Below are 13,580 nucleotides of genomic sequence, written 5' to 3' on the forward strand. Positions count from 1 at the left end.
CGGGGCCGGGACCTTCGACCGCCCCTGGCTGGGCGGGACCGGCGACCCGATGGCCGCCGCCCGCCAGAAGATGGACGCCGCCTTCGAGTTCTTCGCCAAGCTCGGCATCCCCTTCTTCTGCTTCCACGACGTCGACATCGCCCCTGAAGGGGCCAGCTTCGCCGAGTCGGCCCACAACCTGGAGGTCATGGTCGACCGGGCGGAGAAGAAGATGGCCGAGACCGGGGTCGGCCTTCTCTGGGGCACCGCCAACCTGTTCTCCCATCCCCGGTATCTGGCCGGCGCCGCCACCAACCCGGATCCGGCCGTCTTCGCCTACGCCGCGGCCCAGGTCAAACACGCTCTCGAAGCTACCGCCCGGCTGGGCGGCGCCAACTATGTGCTCTGGGGCGGCCGCGAGGGGTACGAGACCCTGCTCAACACCGACCTGAAGCGAGAGGGCGACCAGCTCGCCCGGTTCCTGACCTTGGTGGCCGAGCACAAGCGCAAGATCGGCTTCCAGGGGACGCTGCTCATCGAGCCCAAGCCGGCTGAGCCAACCAAGCACCAGTACGACTACGACACCCAGACGGTGCACGGCTTCCTCGAGCGGTTCGGCCTGGCCGACGAGTACCGGGTCAACATCGAGGCCAACCACGCCACCCTGGCCGGGCACAGCTTCCACCACGAGGTCTCCTACGCGGTCGCGCACGGCATCTTCGGCTCGGTCGACGCCAACCGCGGCGACCCCCAGAACGGCTGGGACACCGACCAGTTCCCCAACTCGGTGGACGAGTTGACCCTGGCCCTCCACGAGATCCTCAAGGGCGGCGGCTTCACCACCGGCGGCTTCAACTTCGACACCAAGCTCCGCCGCCAGTCGATCGACCGGACCGACCTGTTCCACGGCCACATCGGCGGCATGGACACCCTGGCCAGGGCGCTGCTGGCCGCGGCCGAGCTGGTCGAGCGGGAGACCCTGTCGGGGCCGCTGGCCGAGCGCTACGCCGGATGGTCGGCTCGGCTTGGGACCGGCATCCTCGGTGGCGACGAGAGCCTGGCCTCCCTCGAGGCCCGGGTGCGGTCGGGCGAGGTCGACCCGTCGCCGGTGTCCGGCCGCCAGGAGCTGCTCGAGAACCGGGTCAACCGGGTGATCTGGACCTCCGGAAGCTGACGTCGACCGGTCATGGGCTTCGTTCTCGGGATCGACGTCTCGACCACCGCCACCAAGGCCATCATCGTGCGGCCGGACGGCTCGGTCCAGGGTGTCGCCTCGGCATCCTATGGGTACGACACCCCGCGCCCGCTCTGGAGCGAACAGGACCCGCGGCTGTGGTGGGACGGCGCCGTCGCCGCCGTCCGGGAGGTGCTTGCCGACGGCGGGGTGGAAGGCTCGGAGATCGAGGCGGTCGGGCTGACCGGGCAGATGCATGGCTCGGTCCTGCTCGACCAGGAGGGCGCGGTCGTCCGCCCGGCCATCCTCTGGAACGACCAGCGGACCGGTGCCGAGTGCGACGAGCTGCGGCGCCGGGTCGGGCGCGAGCGGCTCATCGAGGTCACCGGCAACGACGCGCTGACCGGGTTCACGGCGCCCAAGCTGCTCTGGGTCCGACGCCACGAGCCCGGCAACTGGGCCCGGGTCCGCCACGTCCTGCTCCCCAAGGACTACCTGCGTCGCCGTCTCACCGGCGGCTACGCCGTCGACGTCGCCGACGGGTCGGGGACCATCCTGTTCGACCTGGCCGCCAGGACCTGGTCGCCGGAGGTCCTGGCCGCGCTTGACCTCGACCCGGCGCTGCTGCCCGGCACCTCCGAGGGGCCGGAGCTGACCGGCACGGTCACCCGCGAGGCGGCCGATGCGACCGGCCTGGCGCCGGGCACGCCGGTGGTGGCCGGCGGCGGCGACCAGTCGGCCAACGCGGTCGGGGTCGGGGCCGTGACCCCGGGGGTGGTCGCCCTCTCGCTGGGGACCTCTGGGGTGGTGTTCGCCACCACCGACAAGCCGTCCATAGAGGCCCAGGGCCGCGTCCACGCCTTCTGCCACGCCGTTCCCGGCCGCTGGCACATGATGGGGGTGATGCTGTCGGCGGCCGGCAGCCTGCGCTGGCTCCGGGACGCGCTCGCCCCCGGGGCGAGCTTCGACGACCTGGTGGCGGCGGCCGCCGACGTCCCGGCCGGCAGCGACGGGCTCCTGTTCCTCCCCTATCTCACCGGGGAGCGGACCCCCCATCCCGATCCCCTGGCTCGGGGGGCGTTCGTCGGGCTGACCGTCCGGCACGACCTGCGGCACCTGACCCGGGCGGTGCTGGAAGGTGTCGCCTACGGGCTCCGGGACGGTCTCGACCTCATGGTCGGGGCCGGGCTGGCGCCGCCCGGGCAGCTCAGGGCCGCAGGCGGCGGCACCCGGAGCCGGCTGTGGCGCCAGATTCTGGCCGACGTGCTCGGCACGCAGGTGGCCACCGTCGGCGCCGAGGAGGGGGCGGCCTACGGCGCCGCCCTGCTGGCCGCCGTCGGCTCGGGCTGGTTCACGGATGTCGAGGAGGCGTGCCGCTCGGTGGTCGAGGTGCGACCCGCCGCCGGCCCCTCGGGCTCGCAGGACGTCTACCGCGAGGGCCACGCGCGGTTCCGCGGCCTGTACCCCGCCCTCGCCCCCACCTTCCACGCCACCCCGGCCTAGTGCCCGCCTGGCCTGGCGGCCCGTACCGGTTGCCTGGCACCGGGCGGCCCGCCACACTCTGGGGCATGGCGACCACCCTGGTGTTCCTGGTCAGGCACGCAAAAGCGGCCGACCGGTTCGACTGGACGGGCAGCGACCGCGACCGGCCCCTGATCGGGAAGGGCCGCAAGCAGGCCGACCGGCTGGCCGGCGCCCTGCGCCGGGAGGAGCCGGTGCTGGTCGCGGCCAGCCCCTGGCTGCGCTGCCGCCAGACGGCCGCTCCGCTGGCCGCGGCCGTGGGCCTCCAGGTCGAGCTGGACGACCGGCTCGGCTACGACGCCCCCGACCTGGCCGCCTGGGTCCGGACGGTCGTCCGTGAGCACCCCGGCCACGCCGTGGTCGGGGTCAGCCACGGCGACCTGATCCCCATGTACCTGTTCCAGACCGGCCTGGTCGACGGGTTCCCCGAGTTCCGCACCGGCTCGCTGTTCCGGCTCGAGGCCAGCCGGGGCCGGGTCACGGGAGTCGAGCTGGTCGACCGCAAGGCACTCAAGCGGCAGCTGGAGGGCTCCTCCTGAGGGATGCCGAGGCGGCGGCCGCGGGCGTCCCGTACGATGAGCGGCCCATGCAGACCAGGGCAAGCACCCCGACCGACCTCGCCGTGCCCGGCGACGGGATCCGCCTGCACGCCCGCGACTGGGGCGGGACCGGGCAGGCGGTCGTGCTGCTGCACGGGCTCGCGTCCAACGCCCGCATCTGGGACGGGGTCGCGCCCCGGCTGACCGGCGCCGGCCTGCGGGTGGTGGCCCTCGACCAGCGCGGCCACGGCGCCTCCGACCAGCCCGCCTCCGGCTACGACTTCGGGACCCTGGTCCGCGACCTCGACGCCGCCCTGGCCGCCCTCGAGCTGGAGCGGCCGGTGCTGGTCGGGCACTCGTGGGGGGCGAACGTCGCCCTCCAGCACGCCGCCGGCCGGCCGGGGACGCTGGCCGGCCTGGTTCTGGTCGACGGCGGCCTGGCCAGCGTGGCCGCGTGGGCGGGCGCGACCCGGGAGGAGGCCCGCCGCGCCATGGCCCCGCCCCGGTTCGCGGTCCCGCTGGCCGACTGGCTGGCCAGGGCCGGGCGCTTCGACCCCGGGGGGCCGGACGGCCAGCCCTGGGTCCGGGAGTACCTGCGGGCCGGGGTCGAGGTCGACGACCACGACGTGGCCCGCTCCCGGTTCCGCTTCGACAACCACATGCAGGTCGTCGACGCGCTCTGGGACCAGCGGCCCGAGGCCCTGTTCCCGCTGGTCGGCTGCCCGGTGCTGCTCTGCCCGGCCGACGACCCGGCCGGCGGCGACCTGGCCGGGGTCAAGCGGGACGCCGTCGGCCGGGCCCTCGCCCTGTTCCCATCCGCCACCGTCACCTGGTTCGAGGACACGATGCACGACATCCCACTGCAGCGGCCGGCCGAGCTGGCCGCGGAGCTGGCCCGCTTCGCCGACCACGCCAAGGGGGTGGCCGGCAATGGGTGATCTGGTCAGCCTCGGCGTCATGGGCATCCGCGGCTCCTTTTCGGAGGAGGCGGCGCTGGAGTACGCCCGCGACAACAACCTCGGCGACGTCGAGATCGTCGAGCTCCTCACCACCGAGAAGGTGCTGCGGGCGGTGGAGGCGGGCGAGGTCGACATCGGCATCTTCGCCCTGGAGAACTCCAACGGCGGGGTCGTCTACGAGAGCGTCTACGCGATGGCCGCCCACCGGTTCCGGGTGGTGGACCTGTTCGAGATCGACGTCAACCACACCCTGCTGGTCCATCCCGGCCTGCCCGGTCGGGAGGGCATCGAGCGGATCGCCTCCCACCAGCAGGCCATCCGCCAGTGCCGCATGTGGCTGCGCCACCACTTCCCCACCACCCTGGTCACCGAGGAGCCCGACACCGCCGAGGCGGCCCGCATGCTGGCCACCGGCGAGCTCCCGGTGTCCACGGCCGTGATCGCGGCCGAGCGCTGCGCCGAGCTGTTCGGCCTGCGGGTCCTTGAGCGGCGCATCCAGGACCTCAAGTTCAACTTCACCACCTTCGTGGCGGCGGGCCCACGGACGAGCTGAGTCCGGAGGGGTTCGGGGAACCCCAGGGGGGTGTCCCGATGGATGAGGAGGCCAGGCGGCGGGTGTCGCTGGCCGTCCGCGCCGGCGAGGCGGTGACCGACCCGGCCGACGCCCCCGCCGCGGTCGAGCTGGCCCGCCTGGCCCAGCGCCGCCTGGAGGACCGCACCGTCCCGAGCGCGCTCCGCATCAGCGCCGGGGCCGTGCTGGCCTGGCTGCTCCTGGTCGCCCTCCCGGTGACCATCGGCACCGGCGTCCACCTGGCCGCCCTGGTCGCCGGTCTCGGCGTCGGCCTGCTGCTGTTCAGCGTGATCCTGCTCCTCGGCCGCCGCCAGCTCCGCCTGGCCCGCCGTGCCGAGCAGCGCAACCTCCGCCTCCTGGAGGGTGACGGCGCCTAGCGGGCCGCGGCCTACGGCGCCTCGCGCAGGGCCTTGGCCACCTCGGGCCTGGCGAGCTCCTCGAAGGTGTAGGCGGCCGCCCGGACTCCCCGGTAGTAGTTGGCCAGGAGCAGGCGCTCGTTGGGGGCGTGGATGCGGTCGGTGGGGAGCATGACCCCCAGGTAGACGCAGGCCGCCCCGAGGGAGTCGGTCAGGGCCCGCTCCGGGCCCGACCCGCCCTCGCGGACCAGCAGTGGCTCCTTGCCGAACGCCCGGGCCACCGCCCGGGCCGCGGCGCGGTTGCCGGGGTGGTCGAGCGGGGTCAGGGCCGGCTTGACCCCCCCGAACGAGCGGACCGAGACCTCGGCGTGGGCCGGCGCCCGGTCGCGCACCCAGCGCTCGAACAGCGGCTCCAGCCGGGCCGGCTCCTGGTCGGCGACCAGCCGGAACGACACCTTGGCGTGGGCCTCGGCCGGGATGATGGTCTTGGAGCCGACCCCGGTGAAGCCGCCCCAGATGCCGTTGACGTCGGCCGTTGGCCGGCCCGACATCCGCTCCAGCGGCGTGAACCCCTCCTCGCCGGGCAGGGCGCCGACCCCGGCCATGGCCTTGAGCTCCTCGGGGTCGAACGGCACGGCGGCGAGGTTGGCCCGCTCCTCCTCGGTCAGGTCGACCACGTCGTCGTACCAGCCGGGAATGGCGATGCGGCCGCTGGCGTCCTTGAGGCCGGCCAGCAGCTCGACCAGCTCGGCGGCGGCGTTGGGGACCGCGCCCCCGAACGAGCCCGAGTGCAGGTCGGCCGGGGCGGTGCGCAGGTCGACCTGGAAGTAGATGAGCCCCCGCATGGCCGTGACCAGCGACGGCACGTCCTCGGCGACCATCCCGGTGTCGGAGACGAGGATCAGGTCGCAGGCCAGCCGGTCGCCGTGCTCGGCCAGGAAGGCGTCGATGGTGGGCGAGCCCGACTCCTCCTCCCCCTCGACGAAGAACTTGACGTTCACCGGCAGGCGGCCGTCGGCGGCCAGCAGGTGCCGGATGGCCGAGACCTGGAAGTGGATCTGGCCCTTGTCGTCGGAGGCGCCGCGGGCGTGCAGGCAGCCGTCGCGCACGGTCGGCTGGAACGGCGGGGTCGTCCACTCGTCCAGCGGGTCGGCCGGCTGGACGTCGTGGTGGCCGTAGATGGTGACCGTCGGCGCCCCGGTCCCGGCCCCGAGCCACTCGCCGTAGACGGCCGGCTGGCCGCCGTCGGCGGCCAGGACCTCGGTGTCGAGCCCGGCCGCCTCCATCAGCCCGGCCAGGTGCTCGGCCGAGCGGCGCACGTCGGCCGCGTGCTCGGGGTCGGCGGAGATCGAGGGGATGGCGCACCACTCGGCCAGCTCGGCCACGAGCCCGTCCGCCTCGGCCTGGACGAAGGCGTCGATGTCAGCCACACGGATCTCCTGGGGAAGCACGCTGAAGTGGACCAGACGGCGACAGGAGGCTACCAGAGGCACCCCGGTCCGGGTCGGGTCGCTGCCGGTCCGTCCGGTTGGCCCTATCCTGCTGGGATGCTGCCTACGGTACGGATCGGCATGGTCGGGGCGGGCGCGGTCGCGGCCCGCCACGTGCGGACGCTGCTGGCCATGGACGGGGTCGAGGTGGCCGCGGTCGCCGACCCGGCCCTGGAGCGGGCCAAGGAGCTGGCCGGTGAGGCCGGCGCGGCCACCTACCCCAACCACATGGAGCTGCTGGCCTCCGAGCGCCTCGACGCCGTCTACATCTGCGTCCCGCCGTTCGCCCACGGCGCCCCCGAGCTGGCCGTGATCGACGCCGGCCTGCCCATGTTCGTGGAGAAGCCGGTCGCGATCGACCAGGAGACGGCCGCGGCCATCGCCGCCCGCCTGGCCGGCCGGCCGCTGGTCACCTGCACCGGCTACCACTGGCGCTGGCTGGACATCTTCGATCGCGCGGCCGACCTGCTGGCCGACCGGCCGGCCCGCCTCGTCCACTGCTCCTGGCTGGACAAGATCCCCCCACCCCCCTGGTGGCGGCGCCGCGACGGGTCGGGCGGCCAGACGATCGAGCAGACCACCCACGTCCTCGACACCGCCCGCGCCCTCGCCGGCGACGTGGCCGAGGTCCACGCCTTCGGTTCCCGGGCAGCCGCCACCCAGGACCAGGGCTCGGAGGCGGCGCTGCCGGCTGCGGACATCGACGAGGTGTCGGTGGCCAGCCTCCGGTTCGCCTCGGGGGCGGTGGGGAGCGTGACCTCGACCTGCCTGCTGCCGCGGCTGCACCGGGCGGGGGTGCACGTGGTCGCCGACGGGCTGTCGCTGGAGCTGACCGAGACCAGGCTGGTGGTGGAGGAGGACGGCCGGCGCGACGCCTGGGACGCCGACGCCGACGCGCGGCCCCGGCCGGACCGGGACTTCGTGGCCGCGGTCCGGGGCGGGGAGGACCGGATCCGGGTCCCGTGGTCCGAGGCCTACCGGACCCACCTGCTGGCCTGCGCCATCACCCGCTCGGCCGAGGAGGGCCGGCCGCTGGCCGTGGAGCAGCACGATGGCTGACCGCCGGCCGGTGCGGCTGCTGGTGATCGAGCGGCCCGGGGTGGCCCGGCTGGTGGACGAGGACGAGCCGGCCCCGGCCGGCGGCCAGTTCCGCCTGGAGACCCTCTACACCGGGCTGTCGGCCGGGACCGAGCTGACCTTCTTCAAGGGCACCAACCCCTACCTGCACGCCGCCTGGGACGAGAACCTGGGGGTGTTCCGGCGCGACCGGCCGGCGACCGGCTTCCCGGTCCGCGCCCCCGGCTACATGGAGGTCGGCCGGGTCGCCGAGACCAGCGGCGACGCCGTGGCCGTGGGCGACCTGGTGGCCATGGCCTACGGCCACAAGACCGGCCACACCGTCGACCCGGCCACCGACCGGTTCGTGCCCCTGCCGCCCGACCTGGACCCGGTGCTCGGCATCTACGTCGCCCACATGGGCCCGATCTGCGCCAACGGGCTGCTGCACGCCGCCGCCGACGCCGCCGGGCCGGGGGCGCTGCAGCTCGGCGACGGGGTCCGGGGCCGCCACGTGCTGGTCACCGGGGCCGGGGTGGTCGGCCTGCTGGTCGCCCTCCTGGCCCACCACCACGGCGCCGCCGAGGTGATGGTCGCCGACGCCACCCCGGAGCGGCTGGCCGCTGCCCGGGCCCTCGGCCTGTCCGCGGTCGACGACGCCGACGGGACCGCCTGGCGGACGGTCAAGGAGCGCTGGCGCCGCGACCCCACCGACTGCGGTGCCGACGTCGTCTTCCAGTGCCGGGGCCGGACCGCCGCCCTGGCCGGCGCCCTGCGCAGCCTCCGGCCCCAGGGCACGGTCGTCGACCTGGCCTTCTACCAGGGCGGGGCGCCCGACCTGGCCCTGGGCGAGGAGTTCCACCACAACGGGCTGACCATCCGCTGCGCCCAGATCGGCCGGGTGCCCCGGGGCCTGGGCCACCTGTGGGACCGGCGCCGCCTGGCCGCCGAGACGGTCGACCTGCTGCGTGCATCCGGGCCGGCGATGCGCGAGCATCTCGTCACCGACCTGGTCCCGCTCGGCGACGCGCCGGCCCTGCTGGCCGACCTGGCCAGCCGCCGTCGCCACGTCCTCCAGGCGGTGTTCGCCTGCCCGGCGGCGACGGCCTAGACCAGCCGGAGGAGGGAGCGGAGATGGAGCCCAGCGACTGGGTCGTCGTCGGCATCGACAATGGCGGCACCAGCAACAACGCCACGATCCTGGACGCGTCCGGGCGGTTCCTGGTCGACCGCCTGGTCGAGATGCCGAGCCGGGTCACCGAGGGCCCCGAGGTGGCCATCGACGCCATGGCCGGCGCCCTGGACAACGTGCTCGACCTCACCGGCGTGCCGCTGTCGGCGGTCCGCGGGGTGGGGCTGGACACGCCCGGCCCGGCCTCGGCCGACGGGGTCATCTCCTCCAAGGGCGCGACCAACTTCGCCCAGCCGGCCTGGCGGGGCTTCGACGTCCGGGGCGGCCTGGAGGCGCGGCTGGGGCTGCCGGTGGTCTACAACAACGACGCCAACGCGGCCGCCCTGTACGCCCACCACGTCCGCTTCCGGGACAAGGCGGCCGGCCACTCGTCGGTGTCGGCGATCGTCGGCACCGGCCTGGGCGGCGGGGTGGTCGAGAGCGGGCGGGTGGTCCGCGGGGCCGCCGGCATGGCCGGCGAGCTGGGCCACGTCCAGATCCCCATGCGCGGCCTGCTGGCCGACGGCCAGCCGCTGCCGACCTGCAACTGCGGCTTCGTCGGCGACGCCGAGAGCGTCGCCTCCCTGACCGGGATCGAGCGCAACCTCCTCCCCTGGTGGCTGACCCGGTTCGAGAACCACCCCCTGGGCCGGATCGCCGACCGGCGGGAGGCGGCCAAGCTGGTCCGCGGCTACGGCGAGCGGGAGGACCCGCTGGCCCTGGCCATCTTCGAGCAGCAGGCGATGGCCATCGGCCGGCTGTTCACCATCGCCGCCAACTTCACCGACCCCGACACCTACTTCATCGGCGGCGGGGTGGTCGAGACCACCCCGACGTTCCGCCAGTGGTTCCTGGCCAAGGTGCGCGAGCACACCGCCCTGCGCGAGGAGCAGGCCCGGGTGGCCACCCTGGCCCTGGTCCCCGACCTGGACATGGCCGGCGCCCGCGGGGCCGCCATCGCCGCCCTGGACGCGCTTCAGGCGCCGGTCCGGGCCAGGACCTCCCTGTAGAGGCGCAGGTAGCCCTCGGCCATCGTCCCGGCCGAGAACCGCTCCTCCACCGACCGCCGGCAGGCGGCCGGGTCGATCTCGCCGGCGCGCCCCATCAGCTGGGCGAAGTCGGCCTCGTCGTCGGCCAGGAAGCCGTTGTGGCCGTGCTCGATGATCTCGGGCAGGGCGCCCCGGCGGGTCGCGATCACCGGGGTGCCGCAGGCCAGCGCCTCGATCGCCGCCGTCGCCCCCGGCTCCTCCCAGCTGATCGGCATGAGCACGGCCCTGGCCCGGCCGACCAGCTCGTCCTTGTCCTGGCCACCGACCGTGCCCACCCAGCGGATCCGCTCCCCGTCCTCGAACGGCTGCACGGCGTCCAGGTAGTGGCGGACGTCGCCGTAGCCGTGGAGAGGGCTGGCCGGGTCCTGAAGGGCGGCGGACAGCTCCCGCGGGGTGGAGACGCCGGCGACCGGCCCGGCCATGACCAGCGGCACCCCGAGCTCCTTGCAGATGCGGGCGGCCACGTCCTGGCCCTTGAACGGGGTGACCCGGCCGAGGACCAGGAAGTCCTCGCCCTTGTCGGCCCGGAAATGGTGGGCGTCCAGGTCGACGCCGAGGTGGACGGCGCCGAGGCTCTGCTCCCGGAGGTTGGCCGGGGCGGTGGCGAGCTGGGCGTTGGAGACGCCGTTGAAGAACACCCGGCCCTTGCCGTCGAAGGAGCCGTAGAACTCGGGGTGCTTGCGCAGGTCCCAGTGGAGGGTCTGGAGCACCGGCGGGCCGCCGCCGTCGATCGCCCCGAGCACGCTCGGCCCCACCACCTCCAGGTGGTCGTGGACCAGGTCGATCTCGGGCCGGTCGCGCAGCGTCTCCAGGACGGTGGCCATGTGGGCGTGGGTGATGCCCATGACCTGGGCGTACGGGCCGGCCAGGCGCCCGAACTGGCCGTCGGGGAAGGCGCAGCGGCGGTCGTCGACCTCCACCGTGCTCTCCTCGACGGTGCACAGCACCACCTCGACCCCCCGGAAGCGCAGCTCCGGGATCAGGGTGGCGAGCACGTTCTCGATCCCGCCGTAGTCCGGCGGCGGCACCGGCAGCCAGGGACCGGCGTTGACGAGCACGGTGAGCGACATGGGATCCCGCAATTTCGGTTGTTCCGGACCCGCCCCATGTTGCCACCGTCCGGCTGCCCCAAACCTATCGTTCAGGCGCGGGGGAACCGGAGCACGCGGTCGTCGTCGGCGGCGGGGTCGCCGCGGCCGTCGCGGTTGCTGGTCAGGACCCAGAGGGCGCCGTCGGCGGCCACGGCGGCGTGGCGCAGCCGGCCGTAGGACCCGGCCAGCACGGCCGCCGGCTCGCCGGTCCCGCCGTCGCCGTCCAGGGGCACCGTCCACAGCCGCTCGCCCCGCAGGGCGGCCACGTACAGGGTGCCGCCGGTGATCGCGGCCCCGCTGGGCGACGCCTGCGAGGTCGGCCAGGTGACCAGCGGGTCGCGGAACCGCCCCCCGCCGCCGGTCCCCTCGACCTCCGGCCAGCCGTAGTTGCCGCCCCGCTCGATCCGGTTGATCTCGTCGACCCGGTTCTGCCCGAACTCGGTGGCGAACAGCCGCCCCTGCCCGTCCCAGGCCAGCCCCTGCACGTTGCGGTGGCCGAGGGTCCACACCGGCGACCCCGGGTCGGGGTTGTCGGCCGGGACCCCCCCGTCGGGCCGCAGACGGAGAATCTTGCCGCCCAGGCTGCCCGGGTCCTGGGCGTTGCCCCGCTCGGCGGCGTCCCCGGTCCCGGCGTACAGCATCTTGTCGGGCCCGAACGCGATCCGGCCCCCGTTGTGGATCCCGGCCTTGGGGATGCCGTCCAGCAGCACCTCGGCCTGTCCCCCGCCGAGCCGGAAGCGCACGATCCGGTTGTCCCCCTGGCCGGTCAGGTAGGCGTACACCAGCTGGTCCCGCTCGAACTCCGGCGACACGGCCAGCCCCAGCAGCCCCCCCTCGCCGCCGGCGTCCACCCCGGGCACGGTCCCGACCTCCTGGGGGTCGGCCCCGGGTGCGACCCGGAGGACCCGCCCGCTGTCCCGCTCCGACACCAGCGCGCCCCCGTCGGGGAGGAACGCCAGCCCCCAGGGCGCCTCCAGCCCGCTGGCCACGACTTCGGGTTCGCCGAAGCCGGCGCCGATGCCCGGGTCGCCTCCGGGGTCGTCCTCACCGACGCCGGGCACCACCCCGCAGCCGGTCAGCAGGAGGAGGCCGGCCAGCAGGAGCGCGGGGAGCGGACGGAGGCGGGACATCACCGGCCCATGGTGCCCACCCGCCCGCTCAAGCCGGCATAAGCGACCGGCGCCGGGTCTGGCTTGAGCGGCCCGGATGGTTGAAGCCGTCCCAGCGTGCAAGGATCTGGAGGTACCCGACGGAACGACCAGGAGGCTTCCCCATGGCCGGCTCGATGACCGAGATCCCCGTCAACGGCGACGCGGTGCCCGCCTACATCTCCCTGCCCCCCTCCGGCAGCGGGCCGGCCGTGGTGGTCATCCAGGAGTGGTGGGGCCTGGTCCCCCATATCCGCAACGTCACCGACCGGCTGGCCACCCAGGGCTTCGTGGCCGTCGCCCCCGACCTGTACCGGGGCAAGGAGACCACCGAGCCCGACGAGGCCGGCAAGCTGGTGATGGAGATGCAGCTCGACCAGGCGGCCAAGGACATGGCGGCCTGCGTCGACGCCCTGCTGGCCATGCCCGAGACCACCGGCGAGGGGGTCGGGGTGATCGGGTTCTGCGTCGGGGGCGGGCTGGCCCTGTTCCTGGCCTCGCGCAAGGCCGAGGTCTCGGCCGTGGTCTGCTACTACGGCTTCCCCCGGGAGGGCATGGACTGGGACCTGTCGGCGGTCAAGGCGGCCGTGCTCGGGCACTTCGCCGAGGAGGACGACTTTGCCCCGCCGGAGCTGGTCGAGCGGATGGAGAACGAGCTCCGCGACGCCGGGGTGGACGTGACCTTCCACCACTACCCGGGCACCACCCACGCCTTCTTCAACGACGACCGGCCCGAGGTCCACGACGCCGAGGCGGCCGAGACCTCCTGGCGGCGGACCCTCGAGTTCCTCCGGGCGCATCTCGGCGCCACGGCTTGACCGAGGCGGTGGTCGGGTATGCTGACCGGCGAAGGGGAGTAGTCCTGCGGGGCGCATGTCCCGTCGAGCACGCCGTCAGGACGGTGGGCGCCAGCGCCCACCCGGCGCCTCACCCGGGTCGCGGGCGGACGAGACCTTCGAGCCGTCTGGCGTCCCCCGATGGACCCGACCGAGCCGGAGGACTCCTTGGCAGCTGAGCCCGAGCCGACCACCACCAAGGCGAAGAGCGGACCGGTCCCGCTGGCGCTGGCCCTCCTCGCCTGCCTCCCCGGCAGCTACCTCGGCCTGGCCGAGCTGTTCCACTTCGGGCACCCCGAGCTGGCCCCGCCGCTGCTGGCCCTGACCTACGGGGTGGCGGTGGTCGGGGCGGCGTTCGTGCTCGCCTGGGCGGCCGAGGCGGCCCAGCTGGACGTGTCGGCCAGCCTGGCCATCGGGGTCCTGGCCCTGATCGCGGTCCTGCCCGAGTACGCGGTCGGGTTCGTGTTCGCCTGGAAGGGCGGCAACGACGTCGAGCAGTACGGCTCCAGCTGCAAGGCCCCCGACTACGAAGGGGCCTCCAACTGCGACCTGGTCCTGGCCAACATGACCGGGGCCAACCGGCTGCTGATCGGCATCGGCTGGTCGATGATCGTGTTCATCGCCTACTGGCAGTGGCGGC

General features: G+C 74.4%; 14 protein-coding genes. 11 read left to right on the top strand and 3 right to left on the bottom strand.

The genetic code is table 11. The features are described from left to right. The 6 genes from xylA to VF468_12880 all read left to right on the top strand — a co-directional run. The coding region (xylA, locus tag VF468_12855; GenBank protein ID HEX5879185.1) for a xylose isomerase at window positions 1-1,153 on the top strand (1,153 nt) is incomplete at its 5' end. A 12-nt stretch (window positions 1,154-1,165) separates the two neighbouring features. Beyond that, complete coding sequence (gene xylB / locus VF468_12860) at window positions 1,166-2,656, top strand: xylulokinase (GenBank protein ID HEX5879186.1); 1,491 nt, start codon at window positions 1,166-1,168, stop codon at window positions 2,654-2,656. A gap of 65 nt (window positions 2,657-2,721) precedes the next feature. After that, complete coding sequence (locus VF468_12865) at window positions 2,722-3,213, top strand: phosphoglycerate mutase family protein (GenBank protein HEX5879187.1); 492 nt, start codon at window positions 2,722-2,724, stop codon at window positions 3,211-3,213. Window positions 3,214-3,260: 47 nt separating this feature from the next. Further along, entirely contained in the window at window positions 3,261-4,151 is an 891-nt protein-coding gene (locus VF468_12870) for an alpha/beta hydrolase (protein ID HEX5879188.1), read from the top strand. Beyond that, the gene (locus VF468_12875) at window positions 4,144-4,725 is read left to right on the top strand and encodes a prephenate dehydratase domain-containing protein (GenBank protein ID HEX5879189.1); all 582 of its coding nucleotides are present in this window, start codon (window positions 4,144-4,146) and stop codon (window positions 4,723-4,725) included. Before VF468_12870 ends, VF468_12875 begins: the two co-directional genes overlap by 8 nt. Before the next feature lie 38 nt (window positions 4,726-4,763). Further along, on the top strand, window positions 4,764-5,120 hold the full coding sequence (locus VF468_12880; GenBank protein HEX5879190.1) for a hypothetical protein: 357 nt from the start codon (window positions 4,764-4,766) through the stop codon (window positions 5,118-5,120). Window positions 5,121-5,131: 11 nt separating this feature from the next. On the opposite strand, the gene VF468_12885 is transcribed toward VF468_12880, so the two are convergent. Then, window positions 5,132-6,529, bottom strand: a complete 1,398-nt coding sequence (locus tag VF468_12885; GenBank protein HEX5879191.1) for a dipeptidase — start codon at window positions 6,527-6,529, stop codon at window positions 5,132-5,134. A 117-nt stretch (window positions 6,530-6,646) separates the two neighbouring features. Here VF468_12885 and VF468_12890 point away from each other — a divergent pair, with 117 nt between their 5' ends. From VF468_12890 to VF468_12900, 3 genes are read left to right on the top strand one after another with little or no spacing between them, the layout of a single operon-like run. Further along, the gene (locus tag VF468_12890; protein ID HEX5879192.1) at window positions 6,647-7,648 is read left to right on the top strand and encodes a Gfo/Idh/MocA family oxidoreductase; all 1,002 of its coding nucleotides are present in this window, start codon (window positions 6,647-6,649) and stop codon (window positions 7,646-7,648) included. Beyond that, complete coding sequence (locus VF468_12895; protein HEX5879193.1) at window positions 7,641-8,756, top strand: zinc-binding alcohol dehydrogenase; 1,116 nt, start codon at window positions 7,641-7,643, stop codon at window positions 8,754-8,756. Before VF468_12890 ends, VF468_12895 begins: the two co-directional genes overlap by 8 nt. A gap of 23 nt (window positions 8,757-8,779) precedes the next feature. Continuing rightward, window positions 8,780-9,826: an ROK family protein gene (locus VF468_12900; protein HEX5879194.1), complete on the top strand. Its 1,047-nt coding sequence runs from the start codon at window positions 8,780-8,782 to the stop codon at window positions 9,824-9,826. Here the strand turns inward: VF468_12900 and VF468_12905 are convergent. Together VF468_12905 and VF468_12910 are read right to left on the bottom strand one after the other, a co-directional pair. After that, window positions 9,793-10,935, bottom strand: coding sequence for a glycosyltransferase (locus VF468_12905; GenBank protein HEX5879195.1), 1,143 nt, complete (start codon window positions 10,933-10,935; stop codon window positions 9,793-9,795). The two genes, VF468_12900 and VF468_12905, sit on opposite strands and share 34 nt — an antisense overlap. Window positions 10,936-11,006: 71 nt before the next feature. Continuing rightward, window positions 11,007-12,086: a PQQ-dependent sugar dehydrogenase gene (locus tag VF468_12910; protein ID HEX5879196.1), complete on the bottom strand. Its 1,080-nt coding sequence runs from the start codon at window positions 12,084-12,086 to the stop codon at window positions 11,007-11,009. A gap of 143 nt (window positions 12,087-12,229) precedes the next feature. Between VF468_12910 and VF468_12915 the strand changes: the two genes are divergently transcribed. Together VF468_12915 and VF468_12920 are read left to right on the top strand one after the other, a co-directional pair. After that, a complete protein-coding gene (locus tag VF468_12915) occupies window positions 12,230-12,922 on the top strand; it encodes a dienelactone hydrolase family protein (protein ID HEX5879197.1) in 693 nt (230 codons plus the stop codon). 186 nt (window positions 12,923-13,108) lie between these two features. Continuing rightward, on the top strand, window positions 13,109-13,580 hold a 472-nt coding region (locus VF468_12920; protein HEX5879198.1), incomplete at its 3' end, for a sodium:proton exchanger.

The organism is Actinomycetota bacterium (genome assembly GCA_036280995.1).
GTDB lineage: Bacteria > Actinomycetota > CALGFH01 > CALGFH01 > CALGFH01 > CALGFH01.